Source organism: Solwaraspora sp. WMMA2101 (assembly GCF_049179175.1).
GTDB lineage: Bacteria > Actinomycetota > Actinomycetes > Mycobacteriales > Micromonosporaceae > Micromonospora_E.
In genome coordinates, this window is sequence record NZ_JBMHMA010000006.1 from 2910675 (window position 1) to 2932695 (window position 22021).

General features: G+C 71.7%; 17 protein-coding genes. 10 read left to right on the forward strand and 7 right to left on the reverse strand.

What is annotated here, in order from left to right; genetic code table 11:
* Nucleotides 1–65 precede the first annotated feature (65 nt).
* A complete protein-coding gene (locus ACN28F_RS14085) occupies nucleotides 66–1733 on the forward strand; it encodes a DUF885 domain-containing protein (protein ID WP_421358129.1) in 1668 nt (555 codons plus the stop codon).
* On the forward strand, nucleotides 1730–3016 hold the full coding sequence (locus tag ACN28F_RS14090) for a polysaccharide biosynthesis protein (protein WP_289208392.1): 1287 nt from the start codon (nucleotides 1730–1732) through the stop codon (nucleotides 3014–3016). Before ACN28F_RS14085 ends, ACN28F_RS14090 begins: the two co-directional genes overlap by 4 nt.
* Before the next feature lie 13 nt (nucleotides 3017–3029).
* Here the strand turns inward: ACN28F_RS14090 and ACN28F_RS14095 are convergent, their stop codons facing one another.
* From ACN28F_RS14095 to ACN28F_RS14105, 3 genes are all read right to left on the reverse strand, one after another.
* Entirely contained in the window at nucleotides 3030–3437 is a 408-nt protein-coding gene (locus tag ACN28F_RS14095) for a four-helix bundle copper-binding protein (protein WP_289208393.1), read from the reverse strand.
* Between the two features lie 62 nt (nucleotides 3438–3499).
* Nucleotides 3500–4246 carry an ATP-binding protein gene (locus ACN28F_RS14100; protein ID WP_289208394.1) on the reverse strand — a complete coding sequence of 249 codons (747 nt, stop codon included), beginning with the start codon at nucleotides 4244–4246 and terminating at the stop codon, nucleotides 3500–3502.
* A complete protein-coding gene (locus tag ACN28F_RS14105; protein ID WP_289208395.1) occupies nucleotides 4243–4653 on the reverse strand; it encodes an STAS domain-containing protein in 411 nt (136 codons plus the stop codon). The genes ACN28F_RS14100 and ACN28F_RS14105 overlap by 4 nt, the downstream gene beginning before the upstream one ends.
* Before the next feature lie 262 nt (nucleotides 4654–4915).
* On the opposite strand from ACN28F_RS14105, the gene ACN28F_RS14110 reads away from it, so the two are divergent.
* Nucleotides 4916–5347 (forward strand): DoxX family protein, encoded by a 432-nt coding sequence (locus ACN28F_RS14110; RefSeq protein WP_289208396.1) that lies wholly within the window; start codon nucleotides 4916–4918, stop codon nucleotides 5345–5347.
* Nucleotides 5348–5448: 101 nt separating this feature from the next.
* On the opposite strand, the gene ACN28F_RS14115 is transcribed toward ACN28F_RS14110, so the two are convergent.
* On the reverse strand, nucleotides 5449–9777 hold the full coding sequence (locus ACN28F_RS14115; protein WP_289208397.1) for an ExeM/NucH family extracellular endonuclease: 4329 nt from the start codon (nucleotides 9775–9777) through the stop codon (nucleotides 5449–5451).
* A gap of 381 nt (nucleotides 9778–10158) precedes the next feature.
* Here ACN28F_RS14115 and ACN28F_RS14120 point away from each other — a divergent pair, with 381 nt between their 5' ends.
* Nucleotides 10159–12165 carry a PhoX family protein gene (locus tag ACN28F_RS14120; protein ID WP_289208398.1) on the forward strand — a complete coding sequence of 669 codons (2007 nt, stop codon included), beginning with the start codon at nucleotides 10159–10161 and terminating at the stop codon, nucleotides 12163–12165.
* Between the two features lie 62 nt (nucleotides 12166–12227).
* Here the strand turns inward: ACN28F_RS14120 and ACN28F_RS14125 are convergent, their stop codons facing one another.
* Nucleotides 12228–13055, reverse strand: coding sequence for a helix-turn-helix domain-containing protein (locus tag ACN28F_RS14125; protein WP_289210748.1), 828 nt, complete (start codon nucleotides 13053–13055; stop codon nucleotides 12228–12230).
* Nucleotides 13056–13298: 243 nt separating this feature from the next.
* Complete coding sequence (locus ACN28F_RS14130; protein ID WP_289208399.1) at nucleotides 13299–13538, reverse strand: DUF397 domain-containing protein; 240 nt, start codon at nucleotides 13536–13538, stop codon at nucleotides 13299–13301.
* A gap of 311 nt (nucleotides 13539–13849) precedes the next feature.
* Between ACN28F_RS14130 and ACN28F_RS14135 the strand changes: the two genes are divergently transcribed.
* From ACN28F_RS14135 to ACN28F_RS14145, 3 genes are all read left to right on the forward strand, one after another.
* Nucleotides 13850–14116 (forward strand): hypothetical protein, encoded by a 267-nt coding sequence (locus ACN28F_RS14135; protein ID WP_289208400.1) that lies wholly within the window; start codon nucleotides 13850–13852, stop codon nucleotides 14114–14116.
* 221 nt (nucleotides 14117–14337) lie between these two features.
* Complete coding sequence (locus ACN28F_RS14140; protein WP_289208401.1) at nucleotides 14338–15393, forward strand: hypothetical protein; 1056 nt, start codon at nucleotides 14338–14340, stop codon at nucleotides 15391–15393.
* The gene (locus ACN28F_RS14145) at nucleotides 15390–16559 is read left to right on the forward strand and encodes a 4-hydroxybenzoate 3-monooxygenase (RefSeq protein WP_289208402.1); all 1170 of its coding nucleotides are present in this window, start codon (nucleotides 15390–15392) and stop codon (nucleotides 16557–16559) included. Before ACN28F_RS14140 ends, ACN28F_RS14145 begins: the two co-directional genes overlap by 4 nt.
* On the opposite strand, the gene ACN28F_RS14150 is transcribed toward ACN28F_RS14145, so the two are convergent.
* Complete coding sequence (locus tag ACN28F_RS14150; protein WP_289208403.1) at nucleotides 16544–17494, reverse strand: methyltransferase domain-containing protein; 951 nt, start codon at nucleotides 17492–17494, stop codon at nucleotides 16544–16546. The two genes, ACN28F_RS14145 and ACN28F_RS14150, sit on opposite strands and share 16 nt — an antisense overlap.
* 94 nt (nucleotides 17495–17588) lie before the next feature.
* Between ACN28F_RS14150 and ACN28F_RS14155 the strand changes: the two genes are divergently transcribed.
* The 3 genes from ACN28F_RS14155 to ACN28F_RS14165 are packed head-to-tail and all read left to right on the forward strand — an operon-like array spanning nucleotide 17589 to nucleotide 22013.
* A complete protein-coding gene (locus ACN28F_RS14155; RefSeq protein ID WP_421358135.1) occupies nucleotides 17589–18878 on the forward strand; it encodes a nucleotide disphospho-sugar-binding domain-containing protein in 1290 nt (429 codons plus the stop codon).
* A gap of 7 nt (nucleotides 18879–18885) precedes the next feature.
* A complete protein-coding gene (locus ACN28F_RS14160; protein ID WP_421358137.1) occupies nucleotides 18886–20544 on the forward strand; it encodes an FAD-dependent oxidoreductase in 1659 nt (552 codons plus the stop codon).
* The gene (locus tag ACN28F_RS14165; RefSeq protein ID WP_421358139.1) at nucleotides 20541–22013 is read left to right on the forward strand and encodes an ATP-binding protein; all 1473 of its coding nucleotides are present in this window, start codon (nucleotides 20541–20543) and stop codon (nucleotides 22011–22013) included. The genes ACN28F_RS14160 and ACN28F_RS14165 overlap by 4 nt, the downstream gene beginning before the upstream one ends.
* The last annotated feature ends 8 nt before the right edge of the window (nucleotides 22014–22021 follow it).

Below are 22021 nucleotides of genomic sequence, written 5' to 3' on the forward strand. Positions count from 1 at the left end.
CACCCCTGACACTCTGCCCGGCGGGTACGACACCGGCGACCACCGGCCACGTAGGGTCTCCCACCATGGGACGTGTGGATGACATCAGCGACCGCTATGTCGATCAGTGGGCGCGGCTGAACCCGGTCGGCGCCACCTACGCCGGGATCGCCGGCCACGACGACCAGCTCGACGACCTGTCCCCCGACGGGTACGCGCAGCGGGCAGCGTTGATCCGTGACACGCTGCGGGAGCTCGACGTCGCCGAGCCGCAGACCGAGACGGAACGGGTCGCCCGCGACGCCATGGCCGAACGGCTCGGGTTGGAGCTGGCCCGATACGACGCCGGCGAGGAGACCAGCGAGCTGAGCGTCATCGCCAGCGGGCTGCACCACCTGCGCCAGGCGTTCGACCTGATGCCGACCGACGGCGACGGGGCGGTGGCGAACATCGCCGCCCGGCTGGACCGCTACCCGCAGGCCCTGGAGCAGCTGCGGGTGACGCTGCTCGACGCCGCCGCCGCCGGGCATTCCGCGCCCCGGGCCCAGATGCTCAAGGTCGCCGACCAGTGCGACGTCTGGACCGATCCGCAGGCCGACGACTTCTTCCACGGCCTGGTGGCCCGGCTGACCGCGCCGGAGAGCCTCACCGCCGAGCTACGCCGGTCCGCGTCGGCCGCCACCGCCGCGACGATCGCCTTCGGCCACTTCCTGCGTACCGAACTGGCCCCGCACGGGCGCGACACCGAGGCGGCCGGCCGGGACCGCTACGAACTGGCCTCCCAGTACTTCCTCGGTGCCCGTGTCGACCTGGAAGAGACGTACGCCTGGGGCTTCTTCGAGCTGGACCGCATCGAGCAGGAGATGCGCCGGGCGGCGGCCGAGATCGCCGGGCACGGTGCCCGGGTCGACGACGCGGTGCGGCTGCTCGACGCGGACCCGGCCCGCACCGTCGCCGGCGGCGAGGCGTTCCGCGACTGGATGCAGGCGCTGGCCGACACCGCGATCAGCGAACTGCACGGCACCCATTTCGACATCCCGGAGCAGGTCCGGCGGATCGAGTGCTGCCTGGCACCGACCAGCGACGGCAGCATCTACTACACCGGACCCTCCGAGGACTTCTCCCGGCCGGGCCGGATGTGGTGGGCGGTGCCGCAGGGGCTCACCGAGTTCTCGACCTGGCGGGAGGTCACCACCGTCTACCACGAAGGTGTCCCCGGCCATCACCTGCAGATCGGCCAGACCCAGGTCCGGGCCGACCGGCTCAACCGCTGGCAGCGGCTGCTCTCCTGGTGCTCCGGGCACGGCGAAGGCTGGGCGTTGTACGCCGAGCGGTTGATGGACGAACTGGGGTACCTGGCCGACCCCGGTGACCGGCTCGGGATGCTCGACGGGCAGGCGTTGCGGGCCGCCCGGGTGATCGTCGACATCGGCATGCACCTGGAGCTGACCATCCCGCCGAACTCGTTCAACTTCCATCCGGGCGAGCGGTGGACGCCCGCGCTGGGTTGGGAGTTCCTCCGGGCGCACTGCCGGGTGCCGGACGAGATCCTGCGCTTCGAGTTGGACCGCTACCTGGGGTGGCCGGGGCAGGCACCGGCGTACAAGGTCGGTGAGCGGATCTGGCTGCAGGCGCGGGCGGACGCCCAGGCCCGCAAGGGTGCGGCGTTCGATCTGAAGGAGTTCCACCGGTCCGCGCTCGATCTCGGGGTGCTGGGCCTCGATCCGTTGCGCACCGCCCTGGACCGGTTGTGACCGTCCGGTCGGGCGGGCTGTTGCGCGCCGGGCCGGCGGTGGCGTTGGCCGGCGTGCTGGCCAACGGTCTGGCGTACCTGGCGCCGATGCTCGGTGGCCGGACGCTGCCGGCGGCCGGCCTCAGCGCGTTGGCGACCGTGCTGGCGCTCGGCGCGATCGGCTCGGTGCCCGGCCTCGGGCTGCAGATCGCGGTCGCGGTGCACCGGGCGCGTGGTGGCACCGATCCGGCCGGGCGACTGGCCTGGATCGCCGCCGGGATCTGCGCGGCTGCCGTGCTGGCCGCCGGGCCGGTGCTGGTCGGCGCGCTGGACCTGTCGCTGGCGATGGTCGGACTGCTCGCCGCCGCGACCGGTACGGCAGTGCTCGGTTGCCGCTGGTTGGGCGAGTTGCAGGGCGATCAACGGTTCCTGCGGCTCGCGGCCGCGATGACGGTACTCGCGGTGACCCGCTACGGCGGCGTGATCGCCGGCCTGCTGGTCGGTCTGGACGCGACCGGTGCGCTGCTGGCCGGGGTGCTGGTCGGCGTGGCGACCCTGCCGGTGCTGGCCTGGTTGGCCCGGCCGGCCGGGCGACGGGCCGCCTCGACGGCCGACGCCGCAACCGCAGCGGGGCCGGCGGCCGACGCAGTGCCGGGCCCGGACCCGGTGCCGGGCCCGGTGACCGGTCGGCTGACCGCCGCCGCCGTGCTCACCGCGAGCAGCGCCACCCTGGCGATGCTGGTGCTCTCGTACGCCGATCTGATCATGGCGCGGTACCTGTTGTCCCCGGTGGACTCCGGCGGCTATGCGATCGGCGCGGTGCTGACGAAGGGGGCCATCTGGGCTCCGCAGGTGGTCACCATCGTCGCGTTGCCCCGGCTGGCCCGGGGCGACCGGCGGGCCCGGGGAGTGGCGCTCGCCCTGGTGGCCGGCTGTGGCGCGCTGCTGGTGCTGGCGTCGGTGCTCGCCGGCGGCCTGGCGTTTCGGCTCGCCGGCGGCCCGGACTACGTGCCGCTGGGGCGGTACGCGCCGTACTTCGCCGCCGTCGGCGCGCTCTACGCGCTGGTGTACGTCATGGTGAACGCGCAGGTCGCGGCGGGCGCCCGACGGCCGGCGGCGCCACTGTGGATCACCACGGTCGGGCTGCTCGGCTGGTTGCTGGCGACCCGTCCGGAGTCGATCCTGGCGGTGGTGGTCGCCGCGCTGGTGGCGGCGGCGTTCGCCACCGCCGCCACGGCGGTGGCGATGCGGCGTACCCCAGTGCCGGTGCCGGTCGCCGAGGCCGCGCCGACGGCGACCGGGTGACCGGGGCCGGACGTCAGCCGAGGGCGGCCATCAGCTGCCGGCACGCCTGTTCGCACCGCTGGCAGGCCTCGGCGCAGACCCGGCAGTGCTCGTGCGTGTCGGCGTGCGCCATGCACTCCTCGGCGCACGACCGGCAGGCCTGGATACAGGCCTGCAGGATGGTACGGGTGGTGTTGGCGTCGTAGCCGGTGTGCCGGGACAGCACCCGACCGGTCGACGCGCAGATGTCGGCACAGTCGAGGTTGGTACGGATGCACTTGACCAGGTCGGCGACCATGTCTTCACTCAGGCACGCGTCGGCGCAGGCGGTGCAGGTCTGGGCGCAGTCGAAACAGGCGTCGATACAGTCGGCGAGCGCCTGCCGGTCGACGTGGCCCAGGTCGAGCGGGTACGTGTCGAGCATCGCGGTTGCTTGGGTCATGGCTACCTCCAGAGATTCGACCTGTCGGAGGGCGTACCCACGGTGGCACGAAGTTAACGCCGTCAGTCGGGCAGCCGCAGCGCCGCCCAGACCGACTTGCCGTCCGGCATCGCGGCGTAGCCCCAGTCGTTGGCCAGCGCCTCGATGATCGCCAAGCCGCGACCACGGCGGCCGGTGTGCGCCGATCCCGTCCGGTTCACCGGCCTCGGCAACTGGGCGGCACGGTCCCGGACACTGATCCGGATCGCCCCGGCCTGGCGGGTGGTGGTGACGTCCAGCTCGGTTCCGGCGTGTTCGACGGCGTTGCCGACCAGCTCCGAGCCGATCACCATGGCCTCGTCGAGCAGCGCGGTGAGCTGCCAGGATCGGCAGGCCGCCTCGATGAGGCGGCGGGCCGTCCCCGGGGTCCGCGGATGGGGGGCGAGGTGCTGATGCCAGCGGTACGGCGACCGCGGCCCACTCTCGATCAGCTTGACCGCGTCGATGACGCTGTCCTGCACACTCACCAGATCGCTGATGCTGCGTCGGGCCAGCAGGCCGGCGGGGGTGCCCGGGTGGGCGCACAGGTGCATCGCCGGCCGGTGCCCGGCCCCGCCGCCGGCGAGGATGGCGAAGACCCGCAGCCCGATCGGACTGGCCACGGTGACCTCGCCGAGCTCCACGATCAGACCCAGCGGCTCCTCGACCAGGCAGCGTCGCAGCACCGGGGCGAGCCGGACCAGCTCGGTGTCGGTGAGCGCACCGGTGAGTCGGACCTGGGTGACACCGCTGGCGAAGTCACGGCTCACCTGCCAGGTGAGGGTGTTCACCCGGCGTTCCCGGCGCCGGCGGCACCACTACCGGGCCCGGTACCCGCCTGGTCGGGCCCGGTGCCCGGCTGGCCGTACACGGTGCCCGGTTGGTCGGCCGGCGCGATGCCGAGCACCGCCGCGACACCGGTTACCCGCAGTACCCGAAGGACGATCGGCCGGGCGTTGCGGACGAGCAGGATCTGACCCCGCTCGGCGGCGGCATGGTGAGCGTCGACCAGTTCCTTGATCGCACTGGAGTCGATCAGTGTCACGCCGGCCAGGTCGACGATGATCCACTCTGCCTGGCGGGGATCGATCGTGGCGACGGCCCCGCAGAGGTCCCCGGTGGCCGCCATGTCGAGCTCGCCGGAGGCCTCGACCACGCAGTGCCGGGCTTCCGGCGGCGACACCCGGATCTCGTGCATGCTGCTCTCCGTATGGCGAGTCGCTTCTCTCCGACCGGTGCGGTCCAGTGCGGCGCGGACGGGGGTGGGGCTGCTCGAAGGGACCAGCGTACGCGACGTTGCCGACGGACGGGTGGGTGGATCGGCGGCCGACGACCGACGATGGCGCAACGCCTAGAGTATGCTGACAGCGCGTGACAAAATATTGACTAGTTTTGATTACTGTCGTTACGCTCCTCTCGCCGTGGGACCCGAATTTCCCCGATGTACGAGGAGTCCCTCCATGTCCCCAACTGAACGCCTGCCCGAGATCGTCACCGCGCTGTTCCGGGTGGTCGTCGGACTGCTGTTCACGCTGCACGGCGCTGCCACGCTGTTCGGAGTCTTCGGAGGCCACCGCGGCAGCGGTGAAGCCGCAGCCATCGGTTCCTGGCCCGGCTGGTGGGCCGCGTTGATCCAGTTCGTCGGTGGGCTCCTGGTCCTCACCGGACTCGGGACCCGGATCGCGGCGATCATCTGCTCCGGCTCGATGGCCTACGCGTACTTCGTCATGCACCAGCCGTCAGCGCTGCTGCCGCTGAACAACGGTGGCGAACTCGCCGCCCTGTTCTGCTGGTCGTTCCTGCTGGTCGCGGCGCTCGGGCCGGGCCGCTACTCGCTCGACGCCCTGCTGCGCGGGCGTCGGGAACAGGTGTCGGCACCGGAGCCGGTCTGATCCCACCCCCTGCACGACGAGAGCCGCGGCCCGGTGGACCATCTGGTCCACCGGGCCGCGGCCTCTTGCGTCACCTGTCGGTACGCACGCTCAGCTCAATCTCACAGCTTCGCGCACTGCCCGGAGGCCGGACCCTGCACCGTGTTCGCCCGGCCCTCGTCGACCGGCTTCGGGCTGTTGCCCTGGCAGTGGAGCGGGCCACGGACCGTGGTCCCGGCCACCACCACCGGCAGCTCGTCGTGCTTGTTGTTGACCAGGCTCACCGGGCCGGAAATGTCGGCACCGTCGAGACGCAGGCCACCGTCACCGCCAGTCACCTCCAGCGGACCCCGGATCGTCACCCCGGTGAGGGTCACCGACCCGGTCGCCCGCAGCAGCGCCAGCGGACCGGCGAAGGTGGTGCCGGTGAAGGTCAGCGCCGCCGGCCGGTTCGCCGTCAGCGGACCGTTGACCGCCCCGTCGGTGGCGATCAGCGTCGCACCGGGCCGGACCGTGACCGGGCCGTTGACCGTCGCCGCCGTCAGGCAGTAGGTCATCCCGGCCTTGACGATCAGTTCACCGGAGTGGGTACCGGTGACGGTCACGTCGCAGGTCGGTTCCGGCTGACCGATCGCCGACCGCGACGCGGTGTCCGCGGTCACCGGCGAGTTCGCCGCGAAGTACGCGATCAGCATCGTCAGGTCGTTGTCGCCGGTGGTCATGGTGTCCGTGCCGGCGGCCAACGTGGTGAAGTTGTCCCCACCAGAGGCCAGGAACGAGTTGACCGTGACCCGGTAGGTGCCGGTCGGTGAGATCGGCTGCCCGTTGAGCCGCATCGAGGTGATCCGCTCACCCTGGGCCGCCGTCGGGTCGTACGTGTAGAAGAAGCCCTCCGACACGCCCAGCCAGAGCACCGGACGGGACGCCCCGGCCGGCTGCCACTGCTGCTCGAGCACCTCCTTGACCTGCGCCCCGGTGTAGGTGCGGGTCACCATGTCGTTGGCGAACGGCTGGACCGAGAACGCCTCCGCGTAGGTGATCACCCCGTCCTCGCCGTACAGCAGGTCGGAACGCAGCCCGCCCGGGTTCATGAAGGCGATCTGCGCACCACCGCGACCCGGCTCCCGGGTGCCGGCGAGCTGGACGTCGGCGATGAAGTTGCCCAGCGCCGACTCCTTGCCCCGGTCCTCGTTACCGTCGGTGTAGGCCCGACGGATGTCGGCGGTGATCGACCCCAGCGGCTGCTGGCCGAGCACCTCGGCCTCGGCCTTGGCCGCCGCGACGATGTCGGCCACCTCCTGGTTGACCGGCGTGCCCACCACGTCGACCAGCTCGACCAGCTCGGTGTCGATCTCCCCGGACTCGACGTCCACCTGGAGCACCACCCGGCCGACCTTCTTGCCGTAGTCCTCGGCCTGCACGACCGGCCGGGTCTCGTCGGTGCCGGGTACCGGCACCTCGAAGGCGTACGGCTGGTGGGTGTGGCCACTGAAGATGACGTCGATCTCGGGCACCGTACGGGTGAACGGGCCGAACACCGGGTCGGCCATCAGCGCCTCGGGCGAACCGATGTTCTGGGTGGCCGCCCCCTCGTGGGTGAGCAGCACCACCACGTCGGCCTCGCCGTTGGCCTCGTTGCCGTCCTTGAGCTGCTCGGCGACCATGCTGGCCTCGGCCGCCGCCGGGCGGAAGGTGATCCCGACGATGCCGTCCGGGCTGACCATCGCGGCGGTCTGCTCGGTGACCACACCGATGTAGCCGACGCGGATCCCGTCGATCTCCTGGACGTGGTACGCCGGCAGCGCCCGCTCGTCACCCCGGTAGACGTTGGCACCCAGGTGCGGGAAGTCCGACCGGGGGATGACCCGGTCGGTCAGATCGGTCATGCCCTTGTCGAACTCGTGGTTGCCGACCGCCGAGACGTCCAGCCCGGCGGCGTTGAGCACGTCCAGGGTCGGGTTGTCGTCGGCAATCGCCGACACGAAGGTCGACGCACCGATGTTGTCCCCGGCGGAGACGAACGCGGTGTTCGGGTGCGCCGCCCGCAGCTGGTCGACCAGCCCGGCGACCTGCGCCGCGCCGCCGACCGGCTGGCCGTTCGAGGTGCCCACCGACTCGAGCCGACCGTGGAAGTCGTTGATGCTCAGCAGCTGCAGCTCGACCGGACCGGCCTCGCCGGTGGCCAGGCCGATCACCATCGGGTTGTGGTCGCTGGCCCGGTACGGACCGGCGTCGTAGAAGGCCGGGAAGCCGTCGTACTGGAAGGCGTACGACTCGACGGCGTTGATCTGCCAGACGTCGGCACCGGTGACCCGGGCCGCCAGCGACGGCGACGCCAGCGCGTGGTCCAGCGAGCCGGACTCACCGCCGAAGACGTAGGTGCTGCGTCCGGTGTCGTTGAGGTTGACGTAGTCGGCGTCGTAGAGGATCCGCATCGGATCCTCCTGGGTGTACGAGTTGAAGTCGCCGAGCAGCAGCACGTCGTCGCTGCCGGTGGCCTCGGTCAGCCCGGTCACGAACGCGGCCAGGGCAGCCGCCTGCCGGGTCCGGTCACCGTTGTACGCGCCCTGACCGTCACCGGCGTCGGCGTTGTCACCGGTGGGCGACCCGGAGGCGCTCTTGGACTTGAAGTGGTTCACCACCACGGTGAAGGTGAGGTCGTCGGCGGTGAACGTCTGCGCGATCGGCTCGCGGGCGTTGAACCAGACCGTCTCGTCGTCGATCGACCGGGACGGACCGGCGGGCGTCACCGCGGCCGGCTTGAAGATGATCGCGTTGCTGATGAAGTCCTGCTGTGCCGCGCCCGGCAGGTCGCCCGGCGAGCGGACGTAGTCCCAGGTGCCGGCCCCGTCGACGGCGTTCAGCGCGGCGACCAGCCGCTTGAGCGCCTTCTCCGGGTCGCTCGGCGCGAACCGCACCGAGTTCTCGATCTCCTGCAGGCCGACCACGTGCGCGTCCAGCGCGGAGATCGCCGAGACGATCTTGGCTTCCTGCTTGGCCAGGCCCGCCTCGTCGGCCGCGCCGCGGGCGTCGCCGCCGAAGTGGACGAAGTAATTCAGCACGTTGAAGCTGGCCACCCGGATGTCGCCACCCACCTCGGCGGGTGCGGCGGTACGGGGGTTGGCCACCTTGAAGGTGGTCCGCTCGGCGGCCGGGGTGTCGGCGTCGACCGGTCGGGTCGGCTGCAGCCGCCACTCGTCGAAGCCGTACGACAGCACGCTCGGCCCGAACGCCTCGACCGCGTCACCGACCCGCAGCGGCTGTGCCGGCGAGACGTACGGCGGGGCGAGCCCGGCGCTGGCCAGGTTGGTGGTCCGGCCGTCGTCGACCAGGATCCGGGCCAGCCGGTTCGCGGCGGCGAGCTGCTGGGCCTGGTCACTGCCCGGCGCGGCGACATCGGTCGGGATGACCGCCGGTGCGTCCCCGGCGGCGAGCACGACCTCGCCATACCGGTTGGTGTTGTAGACCTCGGACACGGCGTAGGCGCCGACCGGGGCGACCAGCATCGACTCGACCGACTCGCGGGCGGCGGCGTCCAGCGGCAGGGTCAGCGCGACCGGCTCGGGCAGCGGGTTGTCCTGGTCGCAGACCTGGACGCCGGCCTTGCCGGCGATGCTGACCTGGGTGAGGCCGAAGTACTCGCTGGCGGTGCCGCTGACCCGGACCCGGTCACCGATGGCGACGCTCGGGTGGTTGGCGGCGTTGCTGGTCAGGTAGACGAAGATGCCGTCGCTGGCGGTGCCGGCGCCGACGGTCCGCTCGCCACCGGTCCCCGGGGTCTGCAGGTAGATGCCGTTGTAGCCGCCCGTGCGGTGGTCGGCGACGACGATGCCCTCGATGGTGACGGCGACACCGGCCAGCGGCGTGGCGTCACCGGTGCCCTGCACCTGGGCGATGCTGTGGGTCACCGCGACGTCGCAACCCGGCGCGGGGTCGGGGTCGGGGTCGGTGCCGTTGACCACACCGAAGGTGTGCGGCGCCGGCGCCTGCCAGCTGTCGCCGATCTTCTGCAGCGAGTGGCCGGCCGGGGTGCTGGCGGTCTCGGCGACGCCGATGTCGACACTGGTCGCGCCGTCCGCCGGGCCGCCGGCCGCGGTCAGGGTGCCTTCGTAGCTGAGGAACTCCACGACAGTGGTCGCGGGGTCGACCAGGGCCACGCCGTCCGGCGATCCGTTCTGGATGCCGTCGGTGGGGTACTCGGCGACGAGGACCCCGGCCGCCGGCACCGCGCCGGACAACGTACGGGTGCCGTAGACCGCGCCGTTTGCACCGTTGTAGAGGACGATCTGCCAACCGGTCAGGTCGAACCCGGCCGGGGCGGTGATCTCGATCGCCTCACCGGTGTCGGTGCCCGCGTTGTCGTAGTGGATCTCGCTGATGAACGGGTCGTCGGAGGCCGGTGCTGCCACAGCGGCCGTGCCGCCGGTGACACCGAGTACACCGGCTCCCACGACCGCAGTGATCAATTTCCAGGTTGCTATGCGTCTGTGCTGGCGCATGTATGTGTTCCTCCGGTCAGAGGGTGAGTCAGGTAAATCTAGGAGACGTCGGTGTCGAAGCACAGACGACGCGGGGGTGGCCCGTTAAACATTCGGGTCACGTGACCTCATCGTGACAACGGCCACGCAGAAGGCTCCCCGACTGCGGACACCGATCGTTCATCCGCAGGTCGCCGGGCGTCCGTGTGCGCGTTCGGTGGTGGTCGTGGTCGGCAGCCTACGGTCCCGGTGCCAGCGGCCGGTGTTCCAGCTCGGACCGTCGATCAGGGGCGGTACGCAGCCGGCGCCGGTGCGCCGTGGAGCGGCCGGCCGCTCGACCGAATGAGGATCGACATGTCACTCGACCATGACAGGCACGTTCCCGTCGACCCGGACGAGATCAGTTCCAACCCGTCAGGCAACCGGCCGATGCGCGAGGTCATGGCGGCCCGCGCGGCCCGCCGCGACGTGGTGCGTGGCGGTACGGTGATCGCCGCCGCGGCGTTCCTCGGGCTGGCCGGCGCGGTCGGCGCAGCCGACCCGGCCACCGCCGGCAAGGGCCACGGTGGCTCCGGCGACGGCCACGGCGGTGGCTCCGGCCACGGCCCCGGCAAGCCGGACCGCCCCGGTAGGCCCGGCCGCCGGCCGCTGCTCGGCTTCACTGCGGTGGCGCCGAACACCGACGACCGGATCACCGTGCCGCCCGGCTACACCGCCCAGGTGCTGATCCCGTGGGGCACCCCCCTGCACCGCAGGGGTCCGGCCTGGCGCCGCGACGCCTCCAACACCGCCGCCGAGCAGGCGCAGCAGGTCGGCAGCCACCACGACGGGATGCACTTCTTCCCGCTGGGCAAGGGCCCGCTGGGCAACCGTCGCGGTCTGCTGGTGCTCAACCACGAGTACATCGACCAGACGCTGCACTACACCGACGGCGACGCGATCATGACCAAGGAGAAGGTCGACAAGGGTCTCGCCGGGCACGGGGTGACGGTCATCGAGATCGAACAGGCCGGCGACCAGTGGCGCCAGGTCGACTCGAGGTTCAACCGGCGGGTCACCGGCACCACCCCGGTGGCGTTCTCCGGGCCGGTCGGCGCCCGGCATCCGGCGCTGCGGGCCGACAACCCCGCCATGGGTACGTTGAACAACTGCTCGCACGGGTACACCCCGTGGGGCACGTACGTGGCCTGTGAGGAGAACTGGAACGGCTACTTCGGCACCGAGGACCCGACCTGGACGCCGACGGTGGAACAGGCCCGGTACGGGGTGAACGCCACCGGGTTCGACTACCGCTGGCACCTGGCCGACCCCCGGTTCGACGTCGCCGAGAACCCCAACGAGCTGAACCGTTTCGGGTGGCTGGTCGAGATCGACCCGATGAACCCGAGGTCGACGCCGGTGAAGCGGACCGCGCTCGGTCGGTTCAAGCACGAGGGTGCCACGTTCTGCGAGTCGCGCGGCCGGGTCGTCGTCTACTCCGGTGACGACCAGGACGGCGAGTACGTCTACAAGTTCGTCGGCGACGGATCGTGGCGGATGCAGCGGGCCCTCGGCCGCGACCCGCTCGACCACGGCACCCTGTACGTGGCCCGCTTCGACGACGACGGCCGGGGCGCGTGGCTGCCGCTGACCTTCGGCAAGGGGGCGTTGACCCGGGCCAACGGCTGGCGTGACCAGGCCGACGTCCTGCTGCGCACCCGGCAGGCGGCGGACGCGGTCGGGGCCACCCCGCTGGACCGCCCGGAGTGGGTGGCGGTCAACCCGGTCAACGACGACGTCTACCTGACCCTGACCAACGGCACCGGCTGGCCCGGCGAGGTCAACCCGCGTACGCCGAACCCGTACGGGCACATCGTCCGGTGGCGGGAGCGGGGCGGCGACCACACGGCGACCAGCTTCGAGTGGGACGTCTTCGTGCTGGCCGGTGACCCGGCGTACGACCCGCAGGTGCAGCTGGACGAGACGAACATCTTCGGCTCGCCGGACGGCATCTGGTTCGACGGCGACGGCCGGCTGTGGATCCAGACCGACGTCTCCAACTCCACCCAGAACCGGGCCGACCGGGGCCACGACAACCTGGGCAACAACGCGATGCTGGCCGCCGACCCGCACACGGGTGAGATCCGCCGGTTCCTGGTCGGGCCGCGTGGCGCGGAGATCACCGGGGTGGTCACCACGCCGGATCAGCGGACGATGTTCGTCAACGTGCAGCATCCGGGTGAGTCGACGACGTTCTGGGGCGATCCCACCCCGGAGAACCCGCGCGCGGTGAGCAACTGGCCGGACTTCGATCCGGCCGGTCGTCCCCGCTCGGCGACGGTGGTGATCCGCAAGGTCGACGGTGGCGTGATCGGCACCTGATCGGCCGGCGGTCCGCGAGGGACCGGCGGTCCCTCGCGGGCCGTCAGGGTCGCGGGAAGGAGCTATTCCAGGTCGCGCAGGATCCGGTGCAACAGATCCTGGGTACGGGCGGGAGGCTCGGCCTCGATGCAGAGCCGTTCCATGGCGGCGGCGTAGTGGTCGACGTCCTCCCGCTTGTCCAGGTAGATCGCGCTGGTCAGCTGCTCGATGTAGATGATGTCGGGCAGGTCCTGGTCGGCGAAGCGCAGGATGGTGAAGGCGCCGCCGGCGGCGGCGTGGCCGCCCGCGTCGAACGGCACGATCTGCAGCCGTACGTTCGGCAGCTTCGTCGCCTCGATCAGTGTCTGGATCTGCTCGCGCATCACGTCGGCACCGCCGATCGGGCGCCGCAGCACGGCTTCGTCGATCACCGCCCACAGGTACGGCGGCTGCGCCCGGCGGAGCAGCTCCTGGCGCTCCATCCGGAGCTCGACACGGCGTTCGATCTCGTCGGCGGGTGCCCGGCCGTGACCGAGCAGGACGACCGCCCGGGCGTACTCACGGGTCTGCAACAGCCCCGGCACGAACTGGACCTCGTAGCTGCGGATCATCCGGGCGGCGGCTTCCAGGCCGAGGTAGGACTGGAACCAGGTGGGCAGGACGTCGCCGTAGCGGTGCCACCAGCCGGGGGTGTTCGCCTCCCGGGCGAGCCCGAGCAACGCGGTCCGCTCCCGGCTGTCGGTGACGCCGTAGAGGGTGAGCAGGTCGGTGACGTCCCGCTCCTTGAAGCCGACCCGGCCGAGCTCCATCCGGCTGATCTTGGACTCGGAGGCCCGGATGTGCCAGCCGGCGGCCTCCCGGCTCACCCCCTGACTCTCCCGCAGCCGGCGCAGCTGGGCGCCGAGCAGCATGCGCAGCACGGTCGGGCCCGTGGCCGAGCCTTCTGGTTGGGCCGTCATCGTCACCCACCGACCTCCGGACACCCTCGCGTTGCACGACATCCCGCTGCTGGCGAGTAAGCATGCCATGACCTGAGGGTGATCAGTTACTTCAGCCGGTCCGATTCCGATCTGTGGACGGCGATGTCCGGCAGGCGGTGGACGACGGCGGCACGTCGGGGCCCTGCAGACGGGCCGGGCTCGCCGCCATCGATGCTAACTGATCAGGTCGTCGAAGTCACCGTCCCGAGCACCCAGGATGAACGCCTCGATCTCCGCGAGCGTGTAGATCAGCGCCGGACCCTCCGGGTGCCGGGAGTTACGCAGCGCGACCGCGTCGCCGCCGGGCAACCGGGCGAGTTCCACACAGTTGCCGCTGGGGTTGCTCCGGCCGCTCTTTCGCCATCGGAGGGTTGGCAACTGGGCGCCGGAAACGCCATTGTCAGGCTTATGCATCCATTTAATCCAAATCGGACATTATTCGCGATGGCTGTCGGAATCCACCCTGAGCCGCGCCTCGTCGCGGAGCGATCAAATGCACGTGCATCTGCTCTTGCGCCTGCAAGGTATAGCGAGCATGATAGCGCACGTGAAGTTGTATCCGGCGGTTTACCGATCGTGATGGAAAATCGGGCATATGGTGTCCAGGGCATCGATAACCTCGAGGCCCGGGTGGAGACAGGCACACACAGAGTGAGCATTTTGCGGACTCCACCACCGCCCAACGGCCCATCCGACGACCCCGCGCACGACGAGTCAGGAGGGCGATGAGCATGCCGGCTCCCATCCTCAAACCCAGCCAACGCGATCCCGACGACGTCTACCCGACCGATCGCTACCAGCCCGCCGACCCGGTCTGGGTCTACCGAGGCGGCACCTGGTGCGCCGGCGTGATCGAGGCGGCCTCCGCCGGCGCGGCGACGGTCACGTACCGCCCGACCGGCTCCCGTGGGACAGGCGTGGACACCATCACCGCCCCCTACGTACTCCCCCGGGCGGAGACCGACCCGATGCTGGACGCCGCGCGACGCTGAATCGGCGTGGCACCGCTCAGCGGTGCCACGCCCGCCGGCACGACCTGCGGAAAGGCGACTGCAGGTCGCCGATCGACCACTCAGGGATTGACAGCCCTCACTTCTGGCGCGAGAATTTCCGGCATTGTTGATCCGACGACTCGGGCACATCGGCGAGTCGGTCGGTGCAGTGACCCGACACCGTACCCATGCCCGGAAATCCGCCAGAAGGGCAATTCCCTGTGTCTGTCGGCAGCCTCGACCTTCCGTATCCGGAACTACTGCCCGCAAGCAGGGGCGAAATTCACCAGGCGATCGCCGACTACGCGCCGGCAGGGCCGCAGGCGTACGCCGTACCGCCTGAACTGACGCCGGATCGGACGGACCCGGCCGAGGTCGATTTCCAGGAACACGACCGGTACTTTCAGATCCGCCGCACCCGTCTTTCACCTGGCCCCACTTTCCTCACCGCCCTTGCGTGCGCAGGCCAATCGGTTTCGGAAGATGCAGCTCGGCACCATCTTTCGGAACTCGGGAAGAGCGATTTCCCGCAGCTCTGGACAGGCGCGAAAAGGCTGTTCGAGTACGCCGGGACCGACCCGACGGCAGCCACCACCGCAGCGACATCGGCAGCCGACGGTGGTGCCGACGCCGACGCACCGGCGGGCGCGTCGGCGGCCGCCGACCGGTGGCTGGTCGGTCACCAACTCTTCTTCGTCCTGATCCAGGGCACGATCACCGGGCTCAACTGCTTCCTGCGGGCGAGCGCCGCCGGGGACAGCGACGACGCCCGCGCCGCACTGTCGGTCGCCGCTGGCTTCATGCGCAGCTCGGCCGCGGCCTTCCGCTTCACCTGTGACTTCACCCCGGTGGACTACACGCAGCTGATCCGTCCCGCGATGGCGCCGCCGGCCGTCCGTGCCGGCTTCAGCGGCCTGCAGACCCGCGACCACGCCCACCTGACCGCAATGTTCGCCGAGGTCCGGGTGATGCGGGCCAAACTCGGCCCGGCGCGACTCGGCAGCGCGTTCGAGGAGTTCGTCGAGGCGACGGTGGCGGCGTACGAGGCCCACCAGCTGATCTGCGCGCGGTTCGGCGGCGACGTGCTGCCCAGCCTGCGGATGGCGGCCCGCTCCGCCGGCCGGGCCGCCGCCCCGGGCACCCAGGTGGTACGCCAGTTGATGCGGGCCCGGCTGTTCGCCCTCGACGGCGGCTCCCGCGACGACGGCTCCCGGCCGGCCGGTCCCGACGACGGCTCCCGGCCGGCAGCACCGGACGCGGGCGGTGCCCAGTGGTGACCGACCGGACCCAGGTCGGCGTGATCGGGGCCGGGCCGGCCGGGATGTTGCTGGCGGTGCTGCTGCGCCGGGCCGGGGTGGACTGCGTCGTGCTGGAGCGGCGGGACCGGGAGTACATCTCGCACCGGGCGCGCGGGGCCACCGTCGAGCACCGGGTGGTGCAGCTGCTGCGCCGGCACAGCCTGGCCGACAACCTGCTGCGTACCGGCGCGGTCGAGGACGCCGTGGAGTTCCGGTTGGGCGGCCGGCGCTACCCGGTCCGCTACGAGCCGTTGGCCGCCGGCCGCAGCCACTACATCTACCCGCAGCAGTTCCTGGTACGTGACCTGGTCGAGGCGTACCTCGGCGACGGTGGCGACCTGCGGTTCGAGACGGCGGCGGCGGGGATCGTCGACCTGACCGGTCAGCCGCGCATCCAGCTGGCCGACGGCGGTGAGCTGCGCTGTGACGTGGTCGTCGGCTGCGACGGCGAGTACGGCGTCGCCCGGGGCGCCGTCCCGGCCGGGGCGCTGCGCAGCACCGGATACCAGTACGACTACGCCTGGCTGTCGGTGCTCGCCGACGCCCCGCCGTCGAGCGACTGTGTGATCAACGCCCTGCACGAGTCCGGAGCCTGCGTGCACGTACGGCGTACCCCCACGGTGAGCCGGTTCTACCTGCAGTGCGCCCGGACCGAGACAGCGGCGGACTGGCCGGACGAGCGGATCTGGAAGGAGATCGGGATCCGGCTGGCCCTGGACGAGCCGTGGACGCTGCACACCGGACCGATCACCGCCACCGGCACGGTCCGGATGCGCAGCCTGGTCTGCGAGCCGATGCGGTACGGAGCTCTCTTTCTCGCCGGCGACGCGGCGCACATCGTGCCACCGGTCGGCGGCAAGGGCTTCAACCTGGCCCTGGCCGACGCGCAGGAGCTGGCCCTCGGACTGATCGACCGGTTCACCGCCGGTGACGACCGTCGGCTCGACGGCTACTCGGCGACCCGACTGGCCCGCGTCTGGCGGGCCCAGGAGTTCGTGCACTGGATGATGAACCTGGTCAACACCCCTGGCTACGGCACCGCCGACGCGCCGTTCCGGCACCGGGTGCAGGCGGCCCGGCTGGCCCGGCTGGTGGACTCACCGGCCTACCTGGCCGCGTTCCTCGAGGACTACGTCGGGTGGTGACGCAGGATGTTCGTCGCCCGCCAGGGCGCGCCAGCGGTGAACGTCAACTCCTGGCCCTCGGCGACCAGCTGCGGTACGGCCACCGGGCTGTACGACTCGCTGGTCCACACCGGTGTCCCCGCGTAGCGCAGCTGCTGGGTCCAGATCACGCCGGTGAGCCGACCGGCGGCGGTGGCGGTCAGCCGGACCTGGTCGGGGAAGCCGGCGAAGGTCGGTGCCTGGTAGTCGACCGTCACCCACTCCGCGGCGTCGGTCAGCAGGCGTACGTCGCCGCGCGGGAACCGCAGGGCCCCGGAGCGGGTCGGCGACCGCCAGACCGGGGCCACCGCCTTGGCCGGGCGCGCGGCCGGCACGGCGACACCGCCGCGGACCGCATCGAGCAAGGGCTGGAAGTCCCAGCCGTACGCCCCCCGCAGCGCCTCGCCTGCGGACGCCAGATCGGTCAGCTCGGTCGGCAGGTCCCAGTCCCGCCGCTCGCAGCCGGTCGCCTGGTAGCGCACCTCGCCGGGCACCACCCGACACCCGGGTACGCCGAACCGCCGACGCAGGTCGACGACGAGCCGGGAACGCTCCTCGTCGATCAGCGGGTCGTTCGTGTGGATCATGGCGATCAGTACGTCGAACCGGCCACCGAGGTCGGCCGGGTCGAGGTCGGCGAGGTCGGACTCGACGAACGCGATCCGGTCGGTGAGCCCGTTGTGTGCGGCTATCCGCTGCGCCATCGCGACGTGGTGGCGGTCGACGGCGACCACCTCGGCACCGGCGTCGGCCGCGATCATCGCGAGCAGGCCGCTGCCGGTGCCGGCGTCGAGCACCCGGTCGCCGGGCCGGACCGCGGCCCGTACGGCGCGCTGCACGTTGTGCCCACGGTCGATGCTCAGCAGCAGACGTAGGTGCAGCTCAGGGGTGAACGGAACGTCCATCGGCCGGGCCATCGCGCGGTCTCCGCTCCTCGGACCGGTCGCCAAAACCGGATCAATGCCGATAAATTATCCATTGTCGATCGAATTGTCAACGGGGGGTCCGCCGGTGCGCGTGCTGATCACCAGTCCGCCCGGGGCCGGGCACCTCTTCCCACTCGTACCGCTGGCCTGGGCGTTGCGCGCCGCCGGCCACGACGTACTGGTCGCCACCACGGCCGAAGGGCTCGCCGGCGCGGCCCACGCCGGCCTGCCCACGGTGGACGTCGCGCCCGGCGCCCCGGTCGCCGGGGTCTTCGGCACCGGCACCCCGGCCGAATGGACCGAGCGGATGCGCCGACGCGGGCTGCGGATCGCCGCCGCCGGCAGCCGGATCGACCCGCTGCTGCTGGAGACCTTCGGCCGGATCGCCGACCTGATGGCCGACGGCACCCTGGCGGTGGCCCGCTGGTGGCGGCCGGACCTGATCGTCCACTCCCGGCTGCACCCGGTCGGACCGTTGGTCGCGCGGGCGCTGCGGGTGCCGGCCGTCGAGCACGGATTCAACCTGCTCCGCGAGCAGACCCTGGCCACCCGGTTCCTGCCCTGGCTGGCGGCGGCGTACCGCCGACTCGGCGTACCGCTGGAACTGCCCGAGCGGGTGGTCCTGCACCTCGCGCCGGCCGAGCTGATGATCGGCGACGGCGACGGCTGGCCGATGCGGTACGTGCCGTACAACGCCGGCGGGACGCTGCCCGACTGGCTGCGCCGGCCAGCCGACCGACCCCGCGTCCTGATCACCCTGGGCACCGTGGTGCCCGCCCTGGCCGGTCTGTCCGGGCTGCGCCGCACCATCGACGCCGCCGCCGACGTCGACGCCGAGTTCGTACTCACCGTCGCCGAGGGTGACGCGCCAGGAGACGGCGGCCGGGGCGACGACACCGACCCGGTCGGGCTCGGGCCGCTGCCGGGCAACGTCCGGGTCACCGGCTGGCTGCCGCTGGCCCCCGCCCTCGCCGCCTGCGCCGCCGTCGTGCACCACGGTGGCTCCGGGACCATGATGACCGCGCTCGGCGGCGGCGTACCGCAGCTCGTCCTGCCGCACGGCGCCGACCAGTTCGTCAACGCCGCGCTGGTGGTCCGGCACCGGCTCGGCCTGCGCGCCGACCCCGACGCGGTCACCGCCGACCTGCTCGCCGCGCTGCTCGCCGGTGGCCCGGCGACCAGCGGCGTCGACCGGGCGGCCCGGTTGATGGCGGCGCTGCCGCCGCCGGCCGTGACCGCCGCCCAACTGACCGACCCGGTCGCCGCCGGCACCACCGCGCCGGCACCCGCCGCGACCGGCACCACCGCACCGGCACCCGCCGCGACCGGCACCACCGCACCGGCACCCGCCGTCACCTCGGCGCAGGTGCTTTGATTGCCAGGTGACCAACCCGGCGATCCTCACCGTCGACGACGACCCCAACGTCTCCCGTGCCGTCGCCCGCGACATCCGCCGCCGGTACGGCGACCGCTACCGCGTCGTACGGGCCGGCTCGGGCGCCGAGGCGCTCACCGCCCTGCGGGAGTTGAAACTCCGCGCCGAGCAGGTGGCCCTGCTGCTGGCCGACTACCGGATGCCGGAGATGAACGGCATCGAGTTCCTCGAAGCCGCGATGGACCTGTACCCGCAGGCCCGGCGGGTGCTGCTGACCGCCTACGCCGACACCGACGCCGCCATCGACGCCATCAACATCGTCGACCTCGACCACTACCTGCTCAAACCCTGGCACCCGCCGGAGGAGAAGCTCTACCCGGTCTGCGACGCGCTGCTCGAGTCGTGGCAGCGCACCCCGGTCGCCGCCGCCGACGAGCTGCGGGTCGTCGGCCACCGCTGGTCGGCCCCGTCGTTCGAGGTCCGCGACTTCCTCGCCCGCAACCTGGTGCCGTACCGGTGGCTGCTCGCCGACGACCCCGAGGCGCAGCGGCTGCTCGCCGCCGCCGACGCCGGGCCGGCCGACATCCCGGTGGTGATCTGCCCGGACGGCACGGTGCTGCGCAACCCCGACCGGGCCGCGCTGGCCGCCCAGGTCGGTCTGCGCACCGAACCCGCCCGGGACTTCTACGACCTGGTCGTGGTCGGTGCCGGCCCGGCCGGCCTCGGCGCCGCCGTGTACGGCGCGTCCGAGGGTCTGCGGACCGTCCTCGTCGAGCGCCAGGCCACCGGCGGCCAGGCCGGACAGAGCAGCCGGATCGAGAACTACCTCGGCTTCCCCGACGGCGTCTCCGGTGCCCAGTTGACCGACCGGGCCCGGCGGCAGGCGTTGAAGTTCGGCACCGAACTGCTGACCACCCGCGACGTGGTCGGCCTGAGCACCGCCGGCGCGACCCGGCTGCTGCACTTCGCCGACGGCAGCACCATCGCGGGACACACCGTCGTGCTCGCCACCGGGGTGGCGTACCGGCAACTCGACGCCCCCGGCCTGGCGGAGCTGACCGGCCGGGGGGTCTTCTACGGTTCGGCGGCGACCGAGGCACCACACTGCGTCGGCCAGGACGTCTACATCGTCGGCGGGGCGAACTCGGCCGGACAGGCGGCGGTCTACTTCGCCCGGCACGCCGACCGGGTGCACCTGCTGATTCGAGGAGCCGACCTGACCCAGTCGATGTCCCGGTACCTGATCGAACAGATCGAACGAATCGACACCATCCAGGTGCATCCGAACTCGGAGGTCGTCGCAGCGACCGGCGAGGACCATCTGGAACGGCTCACGGTGCGCGACACTCGCACCGGCGACACCCGCGACGTCGACACCTCGTGGCTGTTCGTCTTCATCGGCGCACAGCCGCGCACCGACTGGCTCGACGGGACGGTGGTGCGCGACGGCCGTGGCTTCGTCGTCACCGGACCCGATCTGACCGTCGACGGGCGCAGGCCCCCCGGCTGGTCGTTGCCCCGGGACCCGTACCTGCTGGAGTCGAGCGTCCCCGGCGTGTTCGCGGCCGGCGACGTACGGGCCGAGTCGGTGAAACGGGTCGCCTCCGCCGTCGGCGAAGGCGCCCTGGTGGTCACCCTGGCGCACCGCTACCTGGCGGCGCAGTGAACGCCGACCAGGTGCCGGCCACCGACCCGACACCCCCCACCGACCCGACGTCGGCCACCGACCGGCTCGACCCCGCCGACCTGCGCGGCCTGTTCCTGTTCGAGTCGCTCACCGACGACCAGCTCGCCGAGGTGAGCCGCCTCGGCCGGGTCCGCCGCTGGCCGCCCGGCACCGACGTGTACGCCGAAGGCGACCCGGCGGAGTGCTTCTTCGTGCTGCTCGACGGGGAGATCGCGCTGACCCGTCGGGTCCGCGGCGCCGACGTCGAGGTGACCCGCAGCGACCAGCGTGGCGCGTACGCCGGGGCCACCCAGGCGTACGCCGGTGAACGGATGGAGCAGGTCTACCCCAACACGATGCGGGCATTGACCGACGTCGCCCTGCTGGCGCTGCCCGCGCCGGAGTTCGCCGCCGTCATCCGGCAGTGGTTCCCGATGGCGATGCACCTGCTGGACGGGCTGTTCGTCGCGATGCGGACCACGCAGACGGTGGTCGGTGAACGGGAGCGGCTGGTCGCGCTCGGCTCGCTCACCGCCGGGCTGACCCACGAGCTGAACAACCCGGCCGCGGCGGCGGTGCGGGCGACCGCCGTACTGCGGGAACGGCTCGCCGGAATGCGACAGAAGCTCGCCATGGTCGCCGACGGCCGGCTCGACGGGGCGCAGCTGCACAGACTGGTCGAACTGCAGGAGACCGCGGTGCGCCGGGCCACGACGGCCCCCTTACGCACCCCGTTGCAGGTCACCGACGCGGAGGACGCACTGGCCGACTGGCTCGACGCGCACGGCGTACCCGATGGGTGGGAGCTGGCCGCCACCCTGGTCGCCGGCGGCTTCGACGACGACGCCCTCGACGAGGTGGCCGGCGCGGTCCTTGCCTCGGACCTGACGGCGGCGGTGCGCTGGCTGGCGTACACCGTCGAGACCGAGCTGCTGCTCGGTGAGATCGACGACGCGGTCCGCCGGATCTCGTCGCTGGTCGGTGCCGCCAAGCAGTACTCGCAGCTGGACCGGGCCCCGCACCAGACGGTCGACGTGCACGAACTGCTCGACGCCACCCTCGCCATGTTCACCGGCAAGATCCCGGCCGAGGTACGGGTGGTCCGCGACTACGACCGGACGCTGCCGGCGGTGCCGGCCTACCCGGCGGAGCTCAACCAGGTCTGGACCAACCTGATCGACAACGCGCTGGGGGCGATGGGACCGGCCGGGACCCTCACGGTGCGCACCGGCACCACCGGCGACCAGCTGTCGGTGGAGATCACCGACACCGGGCCCGGGATCCCGCCGGAGGTGCGGCCCCGGATCTTCGAGCCGTTCTTCACCACCAAACCGATCGGCGAAGGTACCGGGCTGGGGCTCGACATCTCCTACCGGATCGTCGTCAAGAAACACGGTGGGGACATCCGGGTGGATTCGGCCCCCGGGGCGACCAGCTTCCGCGTGCTGCTCCCATTGACCGCTGGTTGACCGCACAC